Raw genomic sequence first — 21,086 nt, 5'->3', positions numbered from 1 at the left:
GGTGGGCGCGGTTGTCGCTGCAGACCCGGCTACTCTCGCTGATCGTCGTGCTGTTCGCCGCGGGCCTGCTGCTGACGAACGCCGCGGTGGTGGCCGCGCTGCGGCCGCCTCTGGTCGGTCGGGTCGACGCGCAGCTGCGTCCGATCGCGGCGACGCTCAGCCGGCTCGACACCGCGACCATCGAACGGCTCCGGCGGACCGCGCCCGACGCGTCGCCGTCCGCGCTGGCGTCGCCGGTGGCGCTGGACTTGATCCGGCAGGTCTGGCTCGTGCAGCTCGCCGCGGACGGTACGCCGGTACGGACGTTGCGGGCCGGCGAGCAGGACGACCCCACTCCGGACGCTCCGGCACTGACCACCGCCGAGGTCACCCGCCGGGCCGGGCAGCCGTTCGAACTGCGGGCGGCCGACGGCTCCGCCTGGCGGGCGGTGGTGGTCACCGCACCGGACGGCACCGGCTGGCTGATCGCGGCGGCACTGGACGAGGTCGACGCGACCGTCGACCGGGTCCGCACCACCGGGCTGGCGATCGGCGCCGGGGTACTCGGGCTGCTCGCCGTGCTGGCCGCGTTCGCGGTCCGCGCCGGGCTACGGCCGCTGCGCCGGATCGAGGAGACCGCGGCCGCGATCGCCGGCGGCGACCTGACCCGCAGAGTTCCGATCGACGCCGGGCCGCGCACCGAGATCGGGCGGCTCGGCGCCGGTCTGAACGGCATGCTCGAACGGATCGAAGCCGCGGTCGCTGCCCAGGCCGCCTCCGAAGCCCGGATGCGCCGGTTCGTCGCGGACGCCAGCCACGAACTGCGGACGCCGCTCGCCGGCATCAAAGGCTTCGCCGAGCTGCATCGTCTGAGCGGAGGCCAGGACAGCACCGTCGGCACCGACGTGGCGATGGACCGGATCGAGCGCGAATCCGCCCGGCTGTCCCGGCTGGTCGACGATCTGCTGCTGCTGGCCCGCCTGGACAGCGCGGCCGGCACCGCCGCCGACACCGCCGACGGGCCCACCGGCGGAGCCGACGACGCCGGGCTCCGTCCGGCGCCGATGGACCTCCGTGCGCTGGCCGCGGACGCGCTGGCCGACCTCCGCGCGCTCGCACCGGACCGACCGGCCGAGATGACCGGCCCCGGCGGCGGGCCGATCGCACCGGCGCCCACGGTCGGCGACGAGGTGCGGCTGCGGCAGGTGGTGTCCAATCTGATCGGTAACGCGGTCGCGCACACGCCCGCCGGCACCGGCCTCCGGATCGGCGTGGGAACCGTCGGCGGCCGCGCGGTCCTGGAGGTCGCGGATTACGGGCCCGGGGTCCCCGCCGAGCTGACCGAGCGGGTGTTCGAGCGGTTCTACCGCACCGACGCGTCCCGCACCCGCGACGCCGGCGGCGGCGCCGGGCTCGGACTGGCGATCGCCCGGTCGGTGGCGCGGGCGCACGGCGGCCAGGTCACGCTCGCACCGACCCCCGGCGGCGGCGCCACGTTCCGCCTGGAGCTGCCCGCGGAGTAGCAGCTGCTCGCCCGCGGTGGCGGAGGACACGTCGAACGTTTGCGGATCAGGCGTGTGGCAGCACGCCCGATCCGCGATCGTTCGAGCCGGAGTTCTACAGCCGACCGGAGCCGGCGCCCAGCCGGACCACGGCGGGCACCCGCGAAACCGGGTCGATCCGGGCCACCCGGGTCGGCGTCCACCCGGCGTCGCTGCCCAGATCCGGGTCGTGCGCGGCGTTGTACGCGGCCACCAGATCCACCGGCTTCCCGTTCACCGTGTTGTCGCGGGCGGTCAGCGCGGTGCCGCCCCAGTTGTAGACGAGGTCACCGGGCGGTACGCCGGGGCCCAGCAGGAACGCGTTGCGCTCGGCCACGATCGCCGACTCCACACCCACCCCGAGCGCGTACTCGAACGGGTCGGCGGCCGGGATCTCGTACAGGTTGTTGTAGACGTGCACCGGCCCGAACCGCACCCGGGGGAGGCGCTGCAGCACGTTCGTGTACCGGTTGTGGTGCAGCGTGACGCGGAGCTTGCCGCGGTCGTCGGCCGGATTGTTCGTCGAGCCGATCAGCGACACCTTGTCGTGCCCGGCGAACACGTTCCACGACCCGGTGACCAGATCCGAGCCGCGGGTGATGTCGAACAGACCGTCGTGCACCTGGTACGGGCGGCCGAAGTAGGAGGGCTGGGCGGAGTCCGGGTTGGCGCCGTCGGTGAACGTGTTGTGGTCGACCCACACCCGCGTCGCGCCGAGCAGCTGCAGGTTGTCGTAGGCGGAGTTCCAGTTCCCGGTCGCGCCGTCGGTCGGGTCCCACTGCGGGAAACAGTCCGCCGCGTCCTCGAACCGGAGATTGCGGACGATGACGTTGTCGACGCCGTCGAGCACCAGGCTCAGCCCGAGCAGGCGCGCGTCCCGGCCCAGCCCGACGATCGTCGTGTTGGAGCCGACCCGCACCTTGATCCGCTCGGCCTGGGCCGCCGCCGACCGGACCCTCGCCTCCTCCAGCGGGCCGCTGGGTTCGGTCGTCCGCCCCCACACCGCCGGGTCGTAGGCGGCCAGGTAACCGGCGAGCGTGTAGGCCGGATCGGCGTAGTCGGCGCAGCTCTCGGTGGGGCGGATCGTGCCCCGGACGTAGACGATCTTCGGCGCCGACCCGGCCACCGCGGCGGCCAGCTGGTCGCGGGTGCGGACCACGGTGGGGCGGGCGTCGGCCGAGCCGCCGGTGGTGCCGCCGCCCCACCCGTCGTTCGCCGGGAGCGTCTGGCGGCCGAGGTCGGCCGGGCGCCCCGGGGCGGCGTGGGCCGGGGGAGCGAGCGAGAAGAGGAGCAGGAGGCCGCCTGCGGCGGCCAGGAGTCGTCGGGACATCGGTGTCCTTCCGTCGATGGGGTACGACCCGTGGCCAGCGCCCACGGCTTACGGCGCGACGTGTTCTCGGTATCGGCGCACGACCTCGGCGACGACGTCGTCGAACGGCGCCGCCCACACGTCGGCGTGGAACACCTCGACCTCGACGTCGCCGCGGTAACCGGCGTCGCTCACGGCCGCGCCGAGCGTCCGGAAGTCGATGTACCCGTCGCCGGGGAGCCCGCGGGCGAGCAGCGTGTCCGGCGGAAGTGGCAGGATCCAGTCGCACACCTGGTACGCGGCGATCCGGTCGCCGGCCCGGGCGATCGCCGCCAGCACCCGGGGGTCCCACCAGACGTGGAACGTGTCGACGGCGACGCCGACCTGCTCAACCGGGAACGCCGCGGCGAGCTCCAACGCCTGGTCCAGGGTGGAGAGCACGCCCCGGTCCGCGCAGTAGATCGGGTGCATGGGCTCCAGTGCGAGCCGGACGCCCGCGTCGCCGGCGTACATGGCCAGCTCCGCGACCCCCTCGGCGACCCGCCCCCGGGCCCCGGCCAGGTCCCGCGATCCGGTCGGTAGCCCGCCGACGACCAGCACCAACGTGTCGGTGCCGAGCGCCGCGGCCTCGTCGACCGCGCGCCGGTTGTCGTCCCGGTTGGCCGCCCGGTCGGCGGCGGTGAAGAACCCGCCACGGCAGAGCGACGACACGCGTAGCCCGGCGTCCCGCACCAGCTTCGCGCCACGCTCGACGCCGACGTCGGCCAGTGGCTCGCGCCAGACGCCGATGGCCTCGATCCCGGCGCGCGCGCACGCGTCGACGGCCTCGGCCAGCGACGCCCGGTTGATCGTCTTCTGGTTCAACGACAGGCTCATGCAGCCACCTCCAGGGTGCGACGGATCGCTGCGGCGCTGTCCGCGCAGGCGCTCATAGGCCGTGCACCGCGAGGAACGCACGCATCCGGGCGGCGGCGAGGTCCGGATCGGGCAGCAGCCCGGCCCGGTCGGCCAGCCGGAACGTCTCGACGAGGTGCGGGAGGCTGCGGTTGGTCGTCGCCCCGTTGACCATCCCGAACGCGGGCTGGTGCCCGGCCAGCCAGGCCAGGAACACGATCCCGGTCTTGTACGCCGACGTCGGTGCACCGAACAGGTGCCGGGCCAGCGGCACGGTCGGCGCGAGCGCCGCGTCGAAGCCCGCCACGTCCCCGGCGTCCAACGCCTGCAGAGCGGCCGATGCGGCCGGCGCGATCGGGTCCAGGATGCCGAGCAACGCGTGCGAGTAGCCGGACGGGTCACCCCGGATCAGCTCCGGATAGTGGAAGTCGTCCCCGGTGTAGAGCTTCACCCCAGCCGGGAGCCGCCGCCGCAACGACACCTCGTGCGAAGCGTCGAGCAGTGACACCTTCACCCCGTCCACCGCCCCCGGCGACGAGCGGATGATCTCCAGCAGCGTCTCGGTCGCGTCGTCCACCGAGGAGCTGCCCCAGTAACCGGCGAGGAACGGGTCGAACATGTCCCCGAGCCAGTGCAGTATCACCGGTCGCGCGACCTGTTTCAGCAGGCCGGAGTAGACCGAGTGATAGTCATCCGGCCCGGTGGCGACCGCGGCCAGCTGCCGCGACGCCATCAGGATCACCTGCGCGCCGGTGCTCTCGACGTAGGCGACCTGCTCCTCGTAGGCGGACACGACCTCGGCCACCGTGGTGAGCGGACCGGCGTGGTCGGTCCCGGCGCCGCACGCCAGCGGCCCGTCGGCCTCCGCTGCCGACCGGGCGATCAGCTCCCGGGTCGCCGACCAGTCGAGGCCCGCGTTGCGCTGGGCGGTGTCCATCGCGTCGGCGACGCCGAGCCCCCAGGACCACAGGTGGCGCCGGAACGCCAGGGTCGCGTCCCAGTCCAGGACGGCGGGGGAGCCGGGCGTGTTCTCGGCGAACGGATCGGCGACGACGTGGGCCGCCGCGAACACGGTCCGGGAGGCCGGCGGTGTTGCCGGAACCGACCAGGCCCCTGGCGTCCCCAGCACGTAGTTCTCCCCACCGGGGAGGCGCAGCGAGGGCATGTCAGCCGCCCAGCACGACCCGGCGGCCCTCGGCCGCCGATCGCAGGCCGGCCTCGGCGAGCGCGACGCCGCGGGCTCCGGCGGAGAAGTCGTGCGGGAACGGCGTGCCGGCGCAGACGTGCCGCAGGAAGGCCTCCCACTGCACCTTGAAACCGTTCTCGGTCACGCCGTTGTCGGGCACCTCCTGCCACTGGTCGCGGAAGCGCTCGGTGGTCGGCGCGTCCGGGTCCCAGGTCGGCATCGGAGTGGCGGCGCGGTGCTGGATCCGGCAGCGGTGCAGACCGGCTACCGCGCTGCCCTCGACGCCGTCGACCTGGAACTCGACCAGCTCGTCGCGGTTGACCCGGGTGCACCAGGAGGAGTTGATCTGCGCGATGACGCCGCCGGCGAGCTCGAAGATGCCGTAGGCGGCGTCGTCGGCGGTCGCCCGGTACTCGCCGTCGGAGTCCCAGCGGGTGGGGATGTGGGTGGCGATCCGGGCGGTCACCGCCTCGACCGGCCCGAACAGCTGCTCCAGCAGGTAGGACCAGTGGCAGAACATGTCCAGCGTGATGCCGCCGCCGTCCTCGGTCCGGTAGTTCCAACTCGGACGCTGGGCGGGCTGCCAGTCGCCTTCGAAGACCCAGTAGCCGAACTCGCCACGGACCGAGAGCACCCGGCCGAAGAACCCGGCGTCGAGTAACCGGCGCAGCTTGAGCAGGCCGGGCAGGAACAGCTTGTCCTGCACGACACCGTGCCGGACGCCGGCCTGCTCGGCGAGGTGCGTCAGGTCCAGGGCGCCGTCGAGGGTCTCGGCGAGCGGCTTCTCGGTGTAGACGTGTTTGCCCGCGGCGAGCGCGGCCTTGATCGCTTTCTCGCGGGCCTGGGTGACCTGGGCGTCGAAGTAGACGTCGCACGAGTCGAGGGCTTCGGACAGGTCGGTCGTCCACCGTTCGATGCCGTGCCGTTCGGCCAGCGTCCGGAGCTTCTGTTCGTTGCGGCCCACCAGGAGAGGCTCGGGGAGCACACGGGAGCCGTCCGGCAACAGGACGCCCCCCTCGTCCCGGATCGCCAGGATCGACCGGACCAGGTGCTGGCGATATCCCATCCGGCCGGTCACGCCGTTCATGGCGATGCCGAGCGTGCGTTGGTGCATGCTGCCTCTCTTCCGTCCGCGGCGGGCGGAGCCCGCGGGGAGAACCGCGCCCGGCGCAGGGGCCGCTCCGCACTACTGAGTGCGGGGGCGCGGAACGGCGCCGGCTGCGGTGCCGGGCTGCTGGAAATCGCTTTCCACGGTGGACCGCCCGATCGCCGGTTGTCAACCGTCGAAACCCTCGGGAAATGGACCGTTGACAGTGGGCGATGGCGGGCCTATGGTCCGTCGGCAAGCGCTTTCCCAGACCCGCCGACCGCACCGACGGCGGGCTATCCCAGCGCGCCTCCCCGTTCGTCGCGGGCACCTCCCGCGGGAAGGGACGACCACCCCCATGGCTGTCATCAACCCAGCCCGATCCGGCTCCCGGTTACGCGCTCTATTCGCGACCCTCGCTGCCGGCGCACTGCTCGCCACCGCCGCGTGTGGTGGCGGCGGCGGCGACTCCAGCGAGGACCCCGACGCGAAGGTGACCCTGCGATTCTCCTGGTGGGGAAGCGCCGACCGGGCCAAGAGCACGCAGGAAGCCCTCGACCTCTTCACGAAGAAGAACCCGAACATCACGATCAAGACCTCGTACTCGGCGTTCAAGCCGTATTGGGAGAAGCTCGCCACCGAGACCGCCGGCGGCAATGCGCCGGACGTCTTCCAGATGGACCGCGCCTACCTCCGCGAGTACGCCGACCGCAACGTGCTCGCCGAACTCGACAAGGGCGTCACCGACCAGGTCGCCGACTCGGTCAAGGAGTCCGGCGTCGTCGAGGACAAGCTCTACGCGGTCCCGATGGGACAGACGACGTTCGTCATGGTCTACGACCCGGCCGCGTACCAGAAGGCGGGCGTGAAGCCGCCGGCCAAGGGCTGGACCTGGCAGGACTACCTCAACAACGGGAAGAAGCTGACCCAGAGCTCCGGCGGCAAGGCCAGCGGCCTCACCGACCTGGGCTGGCAGTGGGAGTCGTTCGAGACCTACCTCCTGCAGAGCGACACGCAGCTCTACACCGAGGAAGGCAAGCTCGGGTTCACCAAGGACGACTTGAAGAAGTACCTGACGATGATCGACAACCTGCGCAAGCAGAAGGCGTCGACGCCGGCCAAGGTCACCGCCACGATCGACGGCTCGATCGAGAACATGCCGATGGGCAAGCGGCTCTCGTACACCGAGAACAGCTGGGACTCGACGGTCGCGTCCTACTACGAGGTGCTCGGCAAGCCGGTGGGGCTCGCACCGTATCCGACGGACACCGGCAAGCTCGGCGCCTACGCCAAGCCGTCGATGTTCCTCTCGATCTCCGAGAAGACGAAGGTGCGGAGCGCCGCCGACAAGCTCGTCGAATTCCTGGTCAACGACCCGGAAGCGGCCGCGATCCTCGGCGTCGACCGTGGGCTGCCGCCGAACACCGCCAACCGTGACAAGGTCGGCGCGACGCTGACCGGTGCGCAGAAGGCGGTCTACGAGTACGAGAAGAGCATCGAGTCCGACCTGGTTCCCGCGCCGCCGGCGCCCCCGAAGGGCAACAGTGCGCTGAAGGACTACTGGCAGCAGATGAACGAAGAGATCGCGTTCGGCAAGCTGACGGTCGACAAGGCGGTCGACGAGTTCTTCACCCGCGCCGAGCAGGAACTCTCCGCCTGATGGTGGTCGCTACCCCCGTCCGTTCCGCGTCGCCCGCCGGCGGCGCGGAACGGCCGGTGCGTCGACGCCGTCCCGGCGGCGGGATCGCGTACCTGTTCCTCTCGCCCTGGATCGCCGGCGCGCTGCTGCTGACGATCGGGCCGATGGTCGCGTCGCTCTACCTCTCGTTCACCGACTACGACCTGTTCTCCAGCCCGTCCTGGGTGGGCCTGGAGAACTATCGGCGGATGTTCACCGAGGACGGCCGGTTCCTCACCTCGGTGTGGGTCACGCTCAAGTACGTCCTGATCGCCGTTCCGCTGAAGCTGGCCCTGGCGCTCGCGGTGGCCCTGCTGCTCAATCGCCGCGGGACCCGCCGGGGTCAGGGGCTGTACCGGTCGGCGTTCTACGCGCCGTCGCTGCTCGGGGCGAGCGTGAGCATCGCGCTGGTATGGCGCACGCTGTTCGGCGACGGTGCCGCGTTCGAGCGGGGTCTGGCGGCCCTGGGCTGGGAGACCGGCGGTTGGGTCGGCCAGCCGCAGTACGCGCTGTTCACGCTGATCTTCCTGGCCGCCTGGCAGTTCGGTGCGCCGATGGTGATCTTCCTGGCCGGGCTCAAGCAGATCCCGTCCGATCTGTACGACGCGGTCGCGGTGGACGGCGCCGGACGCTGGCAGACGTTCCGCACGATCACGCTGCCGATGCTCTCCCCGGTGATCTTCTTCAACCTGGTGCTGGAGACGATCCACGCGTTCCAGGCGTTCACACCCGCCTACGTGGTGAGCGGCGGCCGCGGCGGTCCGTCGGACGCGACGCTGTTCTACACGCTCTACCTCTACCAGCGCGGCTTCACCGACTTCCGGATGGGTTACGCGTCCGCGATGGCCTGGGTGCTGCTGATCGCGATCGCGATCGTCACGGCGGTGATCTTCCGGTCCGCGCGGCTCTGGGTCTTCTACACCGATGACAAGGGGAAGTCATGACGGTGTTGGCGGTGCCTCGGCGCGCACGGCGGCTGGGGTGGCACGTGGCGTGTGTGGCGCTGCTCGCGCTGCTGCTGTACCCGATCGTCTGGCTCCTGGGGACGTCGTTCAAGCCGCCGGAGGAGGTGACGTCGAGCCTGTCGCTGCTGCCGGAGAACTGGGAGTGGTCGAACTACACCGACGCGCTGGCGGGCATCGGCGGCACCAGCTTCTGGCGGTTCCTGACGAACTCCGTCGTGGTCGCCGGTGGAGCGGTGATCGGCAACGTGATCTCGTGCTCGCTGGCGGCGTTCGCGTTCGCCCGGCTGCGGTTCCGGCTCTCCGGCCCGCTGTTCGGTTTCATGATCGCCACGATCATGCTGCCGCACCACGTCGTGATCATCCCGCAATACGCGATCTTCCAGCAGATGGGCATGGTCGACACGTTCTGGCCGCTGATCCTGCCGAAGTTCCTCGCGACCGACGCGTTCTTCGTGTTCCTCATCGTCCAGTTCATGCGGGGAATCCCCGGCGAGCTGGACGAGGCCGCCCGGATCGACGGGTGCGGGCCGATCCGCACGTTCTGGTACGTGATGCTCCCGCTGATCCGGCCGGCGCTGATCACCACGACGATCTTCACGTTCATCTGGACCTGGAACGACTTCTTCAGCCAGCTGCTCTACCTCAACAGCCCGGAGAACTACACGCTGCCGCTGGCGCTGCGTCTGTTCATCGACCAGACCGGGACGTCGCAGTACGGGCCGATGTTCGCGATGTCGGTGCTCACGCTGGTGCCGATCGGACTGTTCTTCCTGGCGTTCCAGCGGTTCCTGGTCGAGGGCGTCAGTACGTCCGGGTTGAAGGGGTGATCCCATGTTCGGGCCTCGGTTCACACTATTCGCCGACGTGCTCCTGGTCGGGGTGCTGACGTTCCTGGCCGCGCTGCCGGTGGTGACGGTGTTCGCGGCGCTCACCGCGGCCTGCCGGGTGCTGTCGTCCCGGGTCGACGACGACGCGACCGTGACCGTCGGTGGGTACCTGCGCGAGTTCGCCGGGGTGCTCCGGTCGCACCCCGGGGTGCTCGGCATTCCCTTCCTCCTCGTGCTGGACGTGGTGGCGCTGGGCGTCGGCGCGCCGGGTGCTCCGGTGCTCGCTCTGGTCCTGGGCGCGGTAGCGCTGGTGGGGCTCGCGGCGGCGGCCCGGTGGGAGCCCGGATCGTCCTGGTCGATGACCCTGCGGGACGCCGTGGCGCGCTTGCTGCGGTACCCGTCGGACGGAGCGCTGCTGCTGGCCGCGGTGGGGGTGGCCGGGGTACTGGCCTGGACCGTGCCGCTGATGATCGTCCTGGTGCCGGGTGTGCTGGCGCTGGCGACCGTGGCGATCGCCCGGCGTCGTCCGCTGATGCAGGCGGTCGCGTGACGGCGCCGGCGCGGGTCGTGCTGGCCGGGGCGCACGGGCACGGCCGGGTGCATCGGGAGAACCTGTCGCGATTGGCCGGTCTCGGCGTCGCCGAGCTGGTGGGGATCTGTGATCCGGTGCCGGTCCCGGAGGTGCCGTGGGCGCCCCGGCTCGCGGAGCTGATCGACAGGGTCGACCCGGACGTCGTTCTGATCGCGACGCCGATACACACGCACGTCGAGTTGGCGCTCACCGCGGTGCGGGCCGGGCGTGCGGTGCTGCTGGAGAAGCCACCGGCGCCGACGTTCACGGAGTTCGAGCGGTTGTGCGCCGCGGTCGACGAGGCGCGCGTTCCGTGCCAGGTCGGGTTCCAGAGCCTCGGCTCGGCCGCGGTGGACGCGGTGCGCGAGGTCGTCGCATCTGGCCGGATCGGCACCGTGCAGGGCATCGGTGGAGCCGGGACGTGGATCCGGACCGCGGCCTACTACGCCCGGGCGTCCTGGGCCGGGCGTCGCCGGCTGGGTGACGTCCCGGTGGTGGACGGCGCGCTCACCAACCCGTTCGCGCACCTCGTCGCGACCGCGCTGGCGATCGCCGACGGAACCGTGGCCGACGCCGAACCCGAGCTGTTCCACGCGTACCCGATCGAGGCCGACGACACCGCCGCGATCCGGATCCACACCGAATCGGGAGTGCCGATCACCCTGGCCGTCACGCTCTGCGCCGCGGAACACCGCACGCCGTACCTGGTCGTGCACGGCACGCGCGGCCGCGTGACGCTGTACTACACCGAAGACATCGTGGACGTGGATGGGCAGCGGCAGCGCTACGGTCGGGTCGACCTGCTCACCGACCTGATCGCCCACCTCCGCGACCCCGGGCGTCCGCTGCGGGTGCCGCTGGCATCCACCCGGGGCTTCATGCGGGTCCTGGACGCGGTTCGCCGGGCACCCGACCCGGTGGCGATACCTCCGGGATGGATCCGTGAGTCCGGGACGGGGCCGGACAGCCGGCGGCAGGTCGTCGACGTGGACGCCGCGGTGCTGGCCGCCGCGGAGACCCGGCGCACGTTCCGCGAGCAAGGGGTCCCGTGGGCGGCAGCGTGACGGGCCCGTCCGGGCGGGTAGCCGCCGGGGACGGCGAGGACCGGCCACTGTCCGTGGGCGGGCGGGAAGTGGCCCGGCACGTCCACCGTCCCGAGCTCGAGCCGTACGTCGCCCCCCGCCCGTACCTGCATCCGGTCCGGACGCTCGGCGGCACCCCGGTCACCGACGCCGCTCCGGTCGACCACCGCTGGCACCTGGGCTGCTCGGTGGCGATCCAGGACGTCGCGGGGACGAACATCTGGGGTGGCCGCACCTATCGCCGGGAGGACGGGTACCAGGATCGCGACGACCGGGGCTCGGTCCGGCACCGGGACTTCCTCGTCGACGAACCCGACCACGTGGTCACCGCGCACGACTGGATCGCCAGGGACGGACGCGTCGTCCTCACCGAAGAGCGGGACGTACGAGCCGCACCCGGCGACGGGCACTGGGTGCTCGACGTCGGCTTCGCGCTGCGGGTGGCCGGATCGGAGCCGGTCGAGCTCGGCAGCCCCGGCACCAACGGCCGCGCCGACGCCGGGTACGGCGGCTTCTTCTGGCGCCTGCCCGCGTCGGCCGCCGCGCTGGAGGTCCGATCGGCGCACGGGCAGGGCGAGGAGGGCACGCACGGCCGTCCGTCGCCGTGGCTGGCCGTGACGGCCGACGCCGGCTCACCCTCGTCCGGATATACGCTGGTCTTCCTTCCCGGGGACGCCGCGACCGCGGCCGATCCGTGGTTCGTCCGGGTGGCGGCCTACCCGGGCGTCGGCTCCGCGCTCGCGTACACCGATCCGGTGACGCTGGTACCCGGGGAGGCGCTCGCCCGGCGGGTGCGCGTGCTCGTCGCCGACGGACGCCGGTCGCCGTCCGAGATCAAGGCGCTGGCCGAGGCCGAGGCGTCGGACGGGATCGCGGGTCCGGTGAGCGGGTGGGGAGGACGGGCATGACGAGCCAGCCGGCGGCGACGCTGACCGAGGTCGCGCGCCTCGCAGGCGTCTCGGTGGCGACCGCCTCCCGGGTGCTCAACGGCAGCGAACGATCGGTCGGCGCGGATCTGCGGCACCGGGTGCTCGCCGCCGCGGCCGAGCTGGACTACGTCCCCAACCTGCACGCGCAGGCCGTCGCGCGGGGCTCCAGCAGCCTGGTCGGGTTGGTCGTGCACGACATCGCCGACCCCTACTTCTCGACGATCGCCGCCGGGGTGATGGCCGCGGCCGACGAGCGAGGCCTGATCGTCTCGCTCGGGTCGACGCTGTCCAGCGCCGAACGCGAGCTGGACCACCTCGCCCTGCTCCGGGCGCAGCGCGCGCGGGCGGTGATCCTGGCCGGTAGCCGGACCAGCAACTCAGGCCAGACCCGGCGGCTGGCCCGCGAGGTCCAGGCGTTCCGGTCCGGCGGTGGCCGGGTCGCCTGCATCAGCCAGCCGCTCCTCGGCACCGACACCGTCGAGCCGGAGAACGAGGCGGGCGCCCGTGCGCTCGCGGTCGCGCTCGCCGGGCTCGGGCACCGGCGCTTCGCCGTGCTGGCCGGCCCGGAGCCGTTGCTGACCGCGCGGGACCGGCTGGCCGGGTTCCGGGCGGGCGTCGCCGAGTCCGGTGGCACGGTCCGGCGTGTACTCACCGGACCGTTCACCCGGGACGGCGGCTACCGCGCCGCCGTCGAACTGCTGGCGTCGCCGCTCGACGTCACGTGCGTGTTCGCGGTGAACGACGTGATGGCGGTCGGGGCGATGGCGGCACTGCGCGAGCGCGGGGTCTCGGTGCCGCACGACCTGTCGGTGGCGGGGTTCGACGACATCCCGACCCTGCGCGACGTCGCGCCGTCGTTGACCACCGTGCGGCTCCCACTCGGGCAGCTCGGCCGGGACGCCGCGGAGCTCGCCCTGGCGCCGCAGCCGGCGTCGGCGCAGCGCGTGGTCTCGGTGCCGGGTGAGGTCGTCCTCCGCGACAGCACGCGGGCGCTGGTCGGCTGACCGTCGCGCACTGCGGGCGCCGTGGTTGACTCCCACTGGCGGGTCGGCGATCGTCCGCTGTTCCGGTCCCCCGGTAGCGGACGGGTCGGACGGGGTAGTGCGGGAGGGTCGGAGAGGTTGAGCGAGTCGGCTGCGGTGGATCCCGGTGCTGCGCAGATACGCCTGACGCCGCTGTCGTTCATCATCCTCGGGCTGCTCGACTTCGCCGGTGAGTCGACACCGTACGAGCTGAAGACCCTCGCCACCCGCACGGTCAACCACTTCTGGGTGGTCCAGCACGCCCAGCTCTACGCCGAGCCCGAGCGGCTCGCGGGAGCGGGTTACCTGGTACGTCGGCAGGAGACCGCCGGTCGGCGTCGCCTGTTCTACTCGCTGACCGACCGCGGCCGCGACGCGCTGGCCGCCTGGCTGGCGGTACCGACCACCGACTTCATGGAGTTACGCGATCACGGCCTCCTCCAGCTCTGCTTCGGCGCGGACCGCGGTCCGCTGGCCGAGGCGCAGCTCGAGGTGCACCGGGCGAAACTGGCGGAGTACCTCGACCTGATCGAGCGGGGTGGGCCCGGCCCCGAGGGGATGCTGCGCGTACTGCAGGCCGGTGTGGCGCACGAGCGGGAGTGGATCCGCTTCTGGACCGAGCACGGCACCTCTTCGTAGAACCCTTGTTCGATGTGGTGGGTCGGGACTACAGTCGTGCCATCCACGACAGTCAAACTTGGATGGTCAGTGATGGACGATCAGGATGCGTCCGAACCGCTGGACGCTGCGTGGTTACGCGAGGTGTGCCTCGCCGCGGGCGCCGACGACGTCGGTTTCGTGGCCCTGGACACCCCTGGGCTCGAGGGCGAGCGGGACTACGTGCTGGAGGCGTTGCCGAGCACCCGCTCGTTGATCGCGGTCTGTGTGCGGCTTGCCAGGGAGAACTTCCGCAGCCGCGCCACCAGCAACGTCAATACCGAGATGGACACCGCGATCCCGGTGCTCGACCGGATCGGCCACCGGATCAGCGTCGCCCTGCAGGACCGCGGCTACCGCACGCTGTACCCGTCGGTGACGTTCCCGGTGGAGTCGCACCGGCTGCCGTCGCGCGGCTGGGCGGTGTCGTACAAGCCGGTCGCGGTCGCCGCCGGGCTCGGCCACATGGGCATTCACCGCTGCGTCATCCATCCGAAGTTCGGCAGCTTCATCGGGCTCGGCGCGGTGCTCACCGAGGCCGTGATCACCCCGTACTCCCGGCCGCTGGAGTGGAACCCGTGCCTGGGCTGCAACCTGTGCGTGACGGCGTGCCCGGTCGGCGCGATCCACAACGACGGCAGCTTCGACTTCGGCGCCTGCTACACCCACACCTACAGCCAGTTCGTGAACAACTTCGCCGACTGGGTCGAGGACATCGCGGACAGCGCGGACGTCGAGGACTACCGGGAGCGGGTGACGCAGGGCGAGACCGTCGGGAAGTGGCACCGCCAGTACCGGTCGGGCTACTGCGTCTCGGTCTGCCCGGCCGGCGAGGACGTCATCGGCCCGTTCCTCGCCGACCGTCGGCAACACCTGCGGGACGTCGTCCGGCCGCTGCAGGAGAAGCCGGAGTACGTGTACGTCACCGAGGGATCCAGCGCCGAGGCGCACGCCCGGAAACGCTTCCCGCACAAGGTCGTCCGGTACGTGGAGAGCGGTATTCAGCCGCCGGACGGCATCGACGCGGCACCGCAGCCGAGATGAGCGCCCCCAACCGGAACTGGCCCGCGTTCCACGTGCCGGTCGACCGGTCCGGAGGGGTGCGCGCCCATCCGACCGCGATCACGGTGCGGGCGCGCAAAGCCGAAGACCCGGGAACGCTCGACGCGGCCTGGCTGCGGGAGCTGTGCACGGCCGCGGGCGCCGACGACGTGGGGTTCGTGGCCCTGGACACGCCCGGACTCGAGGGCGAGCGCGACTACGTGCTGGAGGCGATGCCCGGTACCCGATCGCTGATCGCGCTGTGTGTGCGCACGAGCCGCGACAACCTGCGCAGCCGGTCGGTCAGCGTCGGTAACCGGGACGTCGCCACCACCTCGGAAATCCTCCACGAGGCCGCCCGGCACATCTGCCTGGAGCTGCAGCGCCGAGGCGTACGCGCCCTCTACCCGGCGACCGGCTTCCCGATGGAGGTGCAGCGCTATCCCGGCCGGAGCTGGGTGGTCTCCCACAAGCTGGTCGCGGTCGCCGCCGGGCTCGGCCACCTCGGCGTGCACCGCAACCTCATCCACCCGCGCTTCGGCAACTTCCTCGTCCTCGGCACGATCCTGCTCGACGCGCCGGTCACCGAGTACTCCCGGCCGCTCGGGTGGAACCCCTGCGTCGGCTGCAACCTGTGCGTCGTCGCCTGCCCGGTGGGCGCGATCCACGCCGACGGCAGCTTCGACGTCGACGCCTGCTCGACGCACAACAACAACCACGATCTCTCCAGCTTCGCGGGCTGGGTGGAGGACATCGCGGACAGCAGGGACGCGGCCGACTACCGCCGCCGGGTGACCCCCGGCGAGACGATCTCGCGGTGGCAGAGCCTGTCGTTCAGCCCGCAGTACCGCTCCGGGTACTGCGTCGCGGTGTGCCCGGCCGGTACGGACGTGATCGGGCCGTTCCTCGCCGACCAGGAGCAGCACGAGCGCGAGTTCCTCGTCCCGCTGCAGGAGAAGCCGGAGTACGTCTACGTCGAGCCGGAGTCCGACGCCGAGCACTACGTCCAGGAGCACTTCCCGCACAAGACGATCCGGCACGCGCGCCGGTCGGACGTCCCGGCGCCGGAGTTGGACGCGGCGCCCGCGCCGGAGTCGGAATGAACCGGCTCGACGGGGGCCTGCCGGTCTACGAGTTCTTCACCGACCGGGACAGCGGGGCGCGGCTGGAGCTCCATCCGTGGTTCTATGCCGGCGGCCGGCAGTATCTGGGCTACACCCGCGTGCTCCCTCCGCACACCGGCAAGGCACCGGCCCATGTGCACCCGGGCGTGGCGCAGCATTCGTTGCTGCTGGACGGCGCCGGGGCGCGCTATCGCCGCGCAGGGCGCGGCGGCGTGCTCCGCGCGGGCGAGAAGCTGGTGATCGGGCCCGGCGTGCGGCACACCGACCCGTACAACGACGGCGATCAGCCGATCACCGTACGGTCGCTCTTCTCTCCGGGGCCGGTCGCGCTGCTCTCCTACGGCCGGACGCTCGGCCGAGCCATCCGGGACGGCGAGGTCAACGGTCAGCAGGAACTCCCGCTGCCGCACCTGCTGCTCATGCTCGCCGAGACGGGGTCGGTGACGTTCGCCGCCGGTGTTCCGGTCGTCCTGCAGCGGCGGGTGCTGCTCCCGTTAGCCGCGGCCGTCGTCCGCCGTCGGGGTTATCGCCCCGCGCCAGGACTGCGCAGCCCGAGCGGCCGTCGCTAACGTCGGTGGTACCCGAACCGATCGGAGAACGCCATGCCCAACACCGAGACGGAGAAGCTCGAGGTCGAGGAGGCACCGGCGAACAGCTGCGTCTTCTGCGCGATCGTGGCGGGAGAGAGCCCGGCGAGCGTCGTCCACGCCGACGAGCACGTGACGGCGTTCATGGACCTGCGCCCGGTGACCCCCGGCCACCTGCTCGTCATCCCGCGGATGCACGCCGTCGGGCTGGAAGACCTGCCGGAGGAACTCGGCACGAGGATGTGGGTCACGGCGCAGCGGCTGGCGCGGGCACTACGCCGCTCGGGCATCCGGTGCGAGGGCGTCAACCTCTTCCTCGCCGACGGTGAGGCCGCGTTCCAGGAGGTCTTCCACGTGCACCTGCACGTCGTCCCGCGGTTCCCGGGGGACGGCTTCCGGATCGACGCGGAGTGGCGCGTCCGTGAGCGGCACGAGCTGGACGCCGCCGCGGATCGCATCCGGCGGGCCCTGAGCTGAGCCCGCGGACCCACGCCGCTCCGACGTCAGGCGCGGAGCTCGGCGAGCACACCCGCGTGGTCGGACGGCCACACGCCGCCCTCCAGCCGGTCGCCGAACACCGCCGCCGACGCCACGCTGCCCCGTCCGTCGGCCGAGGGAGCGCCGACCAGGACGTAGTCGATGCGGGCGCTGGGCTCCAGGCTCGCCGCGACGTGCGGGTTCCCGCGGTCCCACGTCCAGCCGGTCGCGGCCGGATCGGCGTAGCGCCAGGCGTCGATCAGGACCAGCCCCGGTACGGTCGGCGCGGTCTTGTGTCCCCCCAGCAGGCGCACTTCGTCGGAGTCGGGCTCGGCGTTGAGGTCACCGGTGACCACCGGGGGGTGGCTCTGCTCGGTGCGCGCCGCCACGAACCGTGCGATCGCCGCGACCTGCGCGCAGCGGACGGCCGACTGCGCCGGGGCCGAGTTGAGCTGAGTGGTGAAGAACGGCACCGGGCCGCCGGGGGCGTCGATCCGGGCGTGCAGCACCGTGCGTCCGTCGGCCGGGGCGTCACCCGCCGGTAGCACCTGGTGTGCGGACTCCACGATCGGCCAGCGGCTGAGCACGGCGTTGCCGACGGCGACGCGGTCGTCCCCGAGCCGGCGATGCCAGCGGCCCGGCGCGGGCGAGGCGACGAACGTCCAGTGCAGACCGAGGTCGGCGGCGAGCGCTTCGGCCTGGTTGCGGCCCGGCTCCGCCCAGACCTCCTGCAGTCCGACGATGTCCGCCCGCAGATCGGCCAGTACCGCCCCGATCGCCCGGTGCCGGGCCTCCCAGTCGCCGAACCGCCACCACAGGTTCCAGGTCGCCACCCGCACCGTCGTTCCGCTGGGCGTCCCACTGGTTCTCATGGGGCACGCTAACCACTCGTCGCCGGGTGCCTTGTCCGAACCGGCCACACGATCGCGGCGGGTCCGGTAGAACGTGTTCCAATCTGCCGAAGGAGTCAGCATGACGACCTACGACATTGCCGGCCAGACCGTGACGATGCCCGTGCAGGTCCGGGACGCGTCCGCCGGCACGGTGCTCTTCGAGGTGGACGCTGCGGGAGCGGCGGCGCTGCTGCCGACCGACGCGTTCGAGATCGTCGAGACGTCACCGGGCAAGGCCCACCTCGCGGTCGTGCTCGTGGACTACCGGGACAACGATCTCGGGGCCTACCACGAGGTCGGGCTGACCCTGTTCGTCCGGCCCCGCTCCGGTGGGGAGGACGGCACGTTCATCACCCGGCTGCCCGTCGACCAGTCCTTCACCTGCGAAGCCGGGCAGAAGATCTGGGGCTTCCCCAAGACCGTCGAGCGGATCGACGTCGAGAACACGGCGACGTCGAGCACCTGGACGCTCCGGATGGACGGCGAACTGGCCCTCACCCTGCGCCTCCCGCGCGGCGGCGCCGACGAGATGCCGCCGGCGCCGATGATCGCGTACTCCCTGATCGACGGCGTACCGCACGCCACCTCCTTCACCCAGGGTGGGGAGGGTTCGCAGATCGTCTTCGGCGGCGACGGTGTCGAGCTGACGCTCGGCTCGCACCCGGTCGGGCGCGAGCTCGCCGGCCTCGGCCTGCCGGGTGCGCCGGTCGTGCTCAGCACGTGGACCGAGACCATGCGGGCGACGTTCGAGGAAGCGCTGCCGCTCAAGCCGGAGTAACGATCGCGGGTCGGCGCCGCGGGGCAGCGTCACCGGGTCAGGGCTCGCGGGCGCCGTAGAGACGCAGGATGCTGCGGCGCAGCGCCGCCGCTGCCTGCGGCGTGGCCAGGCGGCCCGCGGCGGCCTCGTTCCCGGCTGCGTGGCCGAGCGCGATCGTCGCGGAGACCAGCCAGGTCGGGCTGAGCGTGTCGTCGAACTCGCCGGCGGCCTGGCCACGCCGGATCAGCCGTACCAGACGTTCGGCGATCGGGGCGTGCTGGCGGTCGGACTCCGCCTGCTCGACGGCGGTCGCCGACGGGTGCCGGAGGAGCGGGTAGCGGTCGAACAGCCGCCAAGTGACGTCGAGCCAGCGCAGCAGCGCCTCGGTGACGGTGGCGCCGTCCTTGGTGCCGCCGTCCTCGGTGGCTCCGTCCTCGGTCGCCGCGTCGAGGGCGGCGACGGCTTCGCCGGTGATGCGCTCGATGACCGCGGCCACCAGCTGAGGCCGGGACGGGTAGTGGGCGTAGACCGTCTGGCGCGTGACGCGGGCCGCGGCGGCGACCTGTTCCACCTTCGCGTCCGGGTGCCGCCCGAGCACCTCGACGGCGGCGTCGAGCACCGCGGCGGCGCTGCGCTCGGCGTCGGAACGTCGGCGGCGCCGACGATCACCGGTTATCTCTGACACCTTGTCCAACTTATCGCACCGGCCTTATCGTGGACACGCTGTCAAAGATAACTGGATCCCGGGAGGCCCTGTGACGCCCCGTACCGATCTGACCGGCTATCTGACCCGCTATCCCCACGAGGCAGGGTTGGGCGACGAGGACCCGGCGACCGTGCTGGACCGCTACCACACCCCGGACTTCGAGCTGGTCAACGACGGTGTGCTGCTGGACCGCCAGCGCCTGCTGGACCACGTCCGCCCGGCCCGGAAGCGGGCCGCCGGGCTCCGGGTCGAGGTGGAGCAGGCGCTCGTGGACGGTGACCACGTCGCCGCCCGGTACCGGCTGGTCGCGGAGATGCGCAAGGGTGGCACCGTCACCTCGGAGATCTACATGTTCGGGGAGCTGGCGGCTGACGGCCGGCTGCGGCGGGCGGTCCAAGCGACCCGGGCGATCCCGTCCGAGTAGGACGGGATCGGGTCGCCCCGGCGGCGAGTCTTCAGGCAGCGGTGCGACGACCGTGCAGGATCAGTGCGCGGACCAGGCAGGCCAGTGCTCCCAGCGACGCGACCGTGCGGATGACGTTCCAGGTGTTCCAGCGGTCCTCGTAGGCGGCGCGGATCGCGGCTGGGTCGGCGATCGCGGTGGGGTCGCCGGCGGCGGCGAGCTCGTCGTTGAGCGGCACGTTGATGCCCATCGTCATCGCGAAGGCGGCGCCGTAGAGCAGGAACGCGCCGAGGATCCAGGGCAGCACCGGCCGTGCGTCCCGGCGGAGGTGCAGGGCCGCGGCGACGGCGGTCAGCGCGAGGGCACCGAAGAAGCTCGGCGCGAACCACCAGTTCCGGACCGTCGCGTTGATCCACTGCATGGAGCTGATGAACGTGCGGTCGTCGACGCGTGCCAGGCCCACCATGACCGAGCTGGCGTAGGCGTAGAAGAACCCGGCGATCAGCCCGGTGGTCAAGGTCGCCGCGATCAGCGACCAGCCGCGGGCCAGTCGGCGGGCCCTCCCCGGTGTGGCGGGCTGTGCGACGGGGACGGCGGGGGCGGTGAGCGTCATGGAGGTGCCTTTCCGGGGGAGTCGCTAGAATCGAACCAGCGAGTACGTTTAAAACCGTACCCGACGGTTCGAATAAAGGCGAGGCCCGAGGAGAACACCGATGACCGCACCACCCCGCCGCGGTCGGCCGCGGGCCGGCGAACAGGCCGCCCGCCGCCAGGCCGCCCTGGACGCCGCGCTCGCCGAGCTCCTCGAGAGTGGGGTGGAGGGCCTGACGATGCAGGCGGTCGCGGCTCGCGCCGGCTCGTCCAAGGAGAGCCTCTACAGCTGGTTCGGCAACCGGCACGGACTGCTGGCCGCGTTGATCGAGCGGCAGGCCGAGCAGACCAACGCAGCGGTCGCCGCGGCGCTCGGCTCTCCCGCCGATCCGCGCGCGACCCTCACCGCGCTCGCCGAGAACCTGCTCCGGCTCCTGCTCGGCGAGGTTTCGGTGGCGCTCAACCGCGCCGCCATGGGCTCCACCGACCTGGCGGCCCTGCTGCTGCGCCACGGTCGCCACACCACCGGTCCTCTGGTCGAGGCCTACCTGGCGGACCTGTCCGCCCGCAGACTTCTACGCGTCCCCGACCCCGGGGAGGCCTTCCAGCTCCTCTACGGACTGACCGTCCGTGACCTGCAGATCCGCGTGCTGCTCGGCGAGGTCCCGCCCCCGGACGCCGCACTCCGCGCCTTCGCCACCACCGCCGTCGACCGCTTCCTCACCCTGCTGGCCCGCGAACCGCATGACACGTAAGTGTGGTGTGGGCGCTCGCCCACAC

Annotated in this window: 23 protein-coding genes; 16 read left to right on the top strand and 7 right to left on the bottom strand. The window is 72.1% G+C overall.

Going from position 1 to position 21,086, the window contains the following annotated elements; all coding sequences use genetic code 11:
* Window positions 1-11 precede the first annotated feature (11 nt).
* Window positions 12-1,502: a sensor histidine kinase gene (locus ABEB28_RS25445; RefSeq protein ID WP_345730721.1), complete on the top strand. Its 1,491-nt coding sequence runs from the start codon at window positions 12-14 to the stop codon at window positions 1,500-1,502.
* 94 nt (window positions 1,503-1,596) lie between these two features.
* On the opposite strand, the gene ABEB28_RS25440 is transcribed toward ABEB28_RS25445, so the two are convergent.
* The 4 genes from ABEB28_RS25440 to ABEB28_RS25425 are packed head-to-tail and all read right to left on the bottom strand — an operon-like array spanning window position 1,597 to window position 6,023.
* Window positions 1,597-2,850 carry a pectate lyase family protein gene (locus ABEB28_RS25440; protein ID WP_345730720.1) on the bottom strand — a complete coding sequence of 418 codons (1,254 nt, stop codon included), beginning with the start codon at window positions 2,848-2,850 and terminating at the stop codon, window positions 1,597-1,599.
* 48 nt (window positions 2,851-2,898) lie between these two features.
* A complete protein-coding gene (locus ABEB28_RS25435; protein ID WP_345730719.1) occupies window positions 2,899-3,705 on the bottom strand; it encodes a sugar phosphate isomerase/epimerase family protein in 807 nt (268 codons plus the stop codon).
* A 52-nt stretch (window positions 3,706-3,757) separates the two neighbouring features.
* Window positions 3,758-4,888, bottom strand: a complete 1,131-nt coding sequence (locus ABEB28_RS25430; protein ID WP_345730718.1) for a dihydrodipicolinate synthase family protein — start codon at window positions 4,886-4,888, stop codon at window positions 3,758-3,760.
* Between the two features lies 1 nt (window position 4,889).
* Window positions 4,890-6,023 (bottom strand): Gfo/Idh/MocA family protein, encoded by a 1,134-nt coding sequence (locus ABEB28_RS25425; RefSeq protein ID WP_345730717.1) that lies wholly within the window; start codon window positions 6,021-6,023, stop codon window positions 4,890-4,892.
* Window positions 6,024-6,354: 331 nt separating this feature from the next.
* On the opposite strand from ABEB28_RS25425, the gene ABEB28_RS25420 reads away from it, so the two are divergent.
* From ABEB28_RS25420 to ABEB28_RS25365, 12 genes are all read left to right on the top strand, one after another.
* Window positions 6,355-7,656 carry an ABC transporter substrate-binding protein gene (locus ABEB28_RS25420; protein WP_345730716.1) on the top strand — a complete coding sequence of 434 codons (1,302 nt, stop codon included), beginning with the start codon at window positions 6,355-6,357 and terminating at the stop codon, window positions 7,654-7,656.
* Entirely contained in the window at window positions 7,656-8,618 is a 963-nt protein-coding gene (locus tag ABEB28_RS25415) for a carbohydrate ABC transporter permease (protein ID WP_345730715.1), read from the top strand. The genes ABEB28_RS25420 and ABEB28_RS25415 overlap by 1 nt, the downstream gene beginning before the upstream one ends.
* Window positions 8,615-9,466, top strand: coding sequence for a carbohydrate ABC transporter permease (locus tag ABEB28_RS25410; RefSeq protein ID WP_345730714.1), 852 nt, complete (start codon window positions 8,615-8,617; stop codon window positions 9,464-9,466). The genes ABEB28_RS25415 and ABEB28_RS25410 overlap by 4 nt, the downstream gene beginning before the upstream one ends.
* 4 nt (window positions 9,467-9,470) lie before the next feature.
* Window positions 9,471-10,016: a hypothetical protein gene (locus ABEB28_RS25405; RefSeq protein WP_345730713.1), complete on the top strand. Its 546-nt coding sequence runs from the start codon at window positions 9,471-9,473 to the stop codon at window positions 10,014-10,016.
* Window positions 10,013-11,101, top strand: coding sequence for a Gfo/Idh/MocA family protein (locus ABEB28_RS25400; RefSeq protein ID WP_345730712.1), 1,089 nt, complete (start codon window positions 10,013-10,015; stop codon window positions 11,099-11,101). Before ABEB28_RS25405 ends, ABEB28_RS25400 begins: the two co-directional genes overlap by 4 nt.
* Window positions 11,098-12,027, top strand: coding sequence for a DUF6807 domain-containing protein (locus tag ABEB28_RS25395; RefSeq protein WP_345730711.1), 930 nt, complete (start codon window positions 11,098-11,100; stop codon window positions 12,025-12,027). The genes ABEB28_RS25400 and ABEB28_RS25395 overlap by 4 nt, the downstream gene beginning before the upstream one ends.
* On the top strand, window positions 12,024-13,052 hold the full coding sequence (locus tag ABEB28_RS25390; RefSeq protein ID WP_345730710.1) for a LacI family DNA-binding transcriptional regulator: 1,029 nt from the start codon (window positions 12,024-12,026) through the stop codon (window positions 13,050-13,052). Before ABEB28_RS25395 ends, ABEB28_RS25390 begins: the two co-directional genes overlap by 4 nt.
* 117 nt (window positions 13,053-13,169) lie before the next feature.
* Window positions 13,170-13,709, top strand: coding sequence for a helix-turn-helix transcriptional regulator (locus ABEB28_RS25385; protein WP_345730709.1), 540 nt, complete (start codon window positions 13,170-13,172; stop codon window positions 13,707-13,709).
* Window positions 13,710-13,781: 72 nt separating this feature from the next.
* Window positions 13,782-14,771, top strand: a complete 990-nt coding sequence (locus ABEB28_RS25380) for a 4Fe-4S binding protein (RefSeq protein WP_345730708.1) — start codon at window positions 13,782-13,784, stop codon at window positions 14,769-14,771.
* Window positions 14,768-15,871: a 4Fe-4S binding protein gene (locus ABEB28_RS25375; RefSeq protein WP_345730707.1), complete on the top strand. Its 1,104-nt coding sequence runs from the start codon at window positions 14,768-14,770 to the stop codon at window positions 15,869-15,871. The genes ABEB28_RS25380 and ABEB28_RS25375 overlap by 4 nt, the downstream gene beginning before the upstream one ends.
* Window positions 15,868-16,461 carry a cupin domain-containing protein gene (locus ABEB28_RS25370; RefSeq protein ID WP_345730706.1) on the top strand — a complete coding sequence of 198 codons (594 nt, stop codon included), beginning with the start codon at window positions 15,868-15,870 and terminating at the stop codon, window positions 16,459-16,461. Before ABEB28_RS25375 ends, ABEB28_RS25370 begins: the two co-directional genes overlap by 4 nt.
* 33 nt (window positions 16,462-16,494) lie before the next feature.
* On the top strand, window positions 16,495-16,956 hold the full coding sequence (locus ABEB28_RS25365; RefSeq protein WP_345730705.1) for an HIT family protein: 462 nt from the start codon (window positions 16,495-16,497) through the stop codon (window positions 16,954-16,956).
* A gap of 26 nt (window positions 16,957-16,982) precedes the next feature.
* Here the strand turns inward: ABEB28_RS25365 and ABEB28_RS25360 are convergent, their stop codons facing one another.
* Window positions 16,983-17,828, bottom strand: coding sequence for an endonuclease/exonuclease/phosphatase family protein (locus ABEB28_RS25360; RefSeq protein WP_345730704.1), 846 nt, complete (start codon window positions 17,826-17,828; stop codon window positions 16,983-16,985).
* A 100-nt stretch (window positions 17,829-17,928) separates the two neighbouring features.
* On the opposite strand from ABEB28_RS25360, the gene ABEB28_RS25355 reads away from it, so the two are divergent.
* Entirely contained in the window at window positions 17,929-18,627 is a 699-nt protein-coding gene (locus ABEB28_RS25355) for an acetoacetate decarboxylase family protein (protein ID WP_345730703.1), read from the top strand.
* 37 nt (window positions 18,628-18,664) lie between these two features.
* Here the strand turns inward: ABEB28_RS25355 and ABEB28_RS25350 are convergent, their stop codons facing one another.
* The gene (locus ABEB28_RS25350) at window positions 18,665-19,291 is read right to left on the bottom strand and encodes a TetR/AcrR family transcriptional regulator (protein ID WP_345730702.1); all 627 of its coding nucleotides are present in this window, start codon (window positions 19,289-19,291) and stop codon (window positions 18,665-18,667) included.
* Between the two features lie 70 nt (window positions 19,292-19,361).
* Here ABEB28_RS25350 and ABEB28_RS25345 point away from each other — a divergent pair, with 70 nt between their 5' ends.
* On the top strand, window positions 19,362-19,736 hold the full coding sequence (locus ABEB28_RS25345) for a nuclear transport factor 2 family protein (RefSeq protein ID WP_345730701.1): 375 nt from the start codon (window positions 19,362-19,364) through the stop codon (window positions 19,734-19,736).
* 31 nt (window positions 19,737-19,767) lie between these two features.
* Here ABEB28_RS25345 and ABEB28_RS25340 read toward each other — a convergent pair whose 3' ends face one another.
* Entirely contained in the window at window positions 19,768-20,328 is a 561-nt protein-coding gene (locus tag ABEB28_RS25340) for an anthrone oxygenase family protein (RefSeq protein ID WP_345730700.1), read from the bottom strand.
* A 100-nt stretch (window positions 20,329-20,428) separates the two neighbouring features.
* On the opposite strand from ABEB28_RS25340, the gene ABEB28_RS25335 reads away from it, so the two are divergent.
* A complete protein-coding gene (locus ABEB28_RS25335; protein WP_345730699.1) occupies window positions 20,429-21,061 on the top strand; it encodes a TetR/AcrR family transcriptional regulator in 633 nt (210 codons plus the stop codon).
* The last annotated feature ends 25 nt before the right edge of the window (window positions 21,062-21,086 follow it).

The sequence above is a fragment of the Cryptosporangium minutisporangium genome (assembly GCF_039536245.1).
In the GTDB taxonomy this organism is placed as follows: domain Bacteria; phylum Actinomycetota; class Actinomycetes; order Mycobacteriales; family Cryptosporangiaceae; genus Cryptosporangium; species Cryptosporangium minutisporangium.
Note: the sequence above shows the minus strand (reverse complement) of the source record. Positions and strands in the feature narration are given on the sequence as shown.

Coding starts and splice junctions, on each gene's coding strand:
- ABEB28_RS25430 (WP_345730718.1), bottom strand. CDS start 4,888: ATGCCCTCGCTGCGCCTCCCCGGTGGGGAGAACTACGTGCTGGGGACG.
- ABEB28_RS25370 (WP_345730706.1), top strand. CDS start 15,868: ATGAACCGGCTCGACGGGGGCCTGCCGGTCTACGAGTTCTTCACCGAC.
- ABEB28_RS25335 (WP_345730699.1), top strand. CDS start 20,429: ATGACCGCACCACCCCGCCGCGGTCGGCCGCGGGCCGGCGAACAGGCC.
- ABEB28_RS25340 (WP_345730700.1), bottom strand. CDS start 20,328: ATGACGCTCACCGCCCCCGCCGTCCCCGTCGCACAGCCCGCCACACCG.
- ABEB28_RS25360 (WP_345730704.1), bottom strand. CDS start 17,828: ATGAGAACCAGTGGGACGCCCAGCGGAACGACGGTGCGGGTGGCGACC.
- ABEB28_RS25440 (WP_345730720.1), bottom strand. CDS start 2,850: ATGTCCCGACGACTCCTGGCCGCCGCAGGCGGCCTCCTGCTCCTCTTC.
- ABEB28_RS25365 (WP_345730705.1), top strand. CDS start 16,495: ATGCCCAACACCGAGACGGAGAAGCTCGAGGTCGAGGAGGCACCGGCG.
- ABEB28_RS25375 (WP_345730707.1), top strand. CDS start 14,768: ATGAGCGCCCCCAACCGGAACTGGCCCGCGTTCCACGTGCCGGTCGAC.
- ABEB28_RS25410 (WP_345730714.1), top strand. CDS start 8,615: ATGACGGTGTTGGCGGTGCCTCGGCGCGCACGGCGGCTGGGGTGGCAC.
- ABEB28_RS25355 (WP_345730703.1), top strand. CDS start 17,929: ATGACGACCTACGACATTGCCGGCCAGACCGTGACGATGCCCGTGCAG.
- ABEB28_RS25390 (WP_345730710.1), top strand. CDS start 12,024: ATGACGAGCCAGCCGGCGGCGACGCTGACCGAGGTCGCGCGCCTCGCA.
- ABEB28_RS25405 (WP_345730713.1), top strand. CDS start 9,471: ATGTTCGGGCCTCGGTTCACACTATTCGCCGACGTGCTCCTGGTCGGG.
- ABEB28_RS25415 (WP_345730715.1), top strand. CDS start 7,656: ATGGTGGTCGCTACCCCCGTCCGTTCCGCGTCGCCCGCCGGCGGCGCG.
- ABEB28_RS25425 (WP_345730717.1), bottom strand. CDS start 6,023: ATGCACCAACGCACGCTCGGCATCGCCATGAACGGCGTGACCGGCCGG.
- ABEB28_RS25435 (WP_345730719.1), bottom strand. CDS start 3,705: ATGAGCCTGTCGTTGAACCAGAAGACGATCAACCGGGCGTCGCTGGCC.
- ABEB28_RS25380 (WP_345730708.1), top strand. CDS start 13,782: ATGGACGATCAGGATGCGTCCGAACCGCTGGACGCTGCGTGGTTACGC.
- ABEB28_RS25420 (WP_345730716.1), top strand. CDS start 6,355: ATGGCTGTCATCAACCCAGCCCGATCCGGCTCCCGGTTACGCGCTCTA.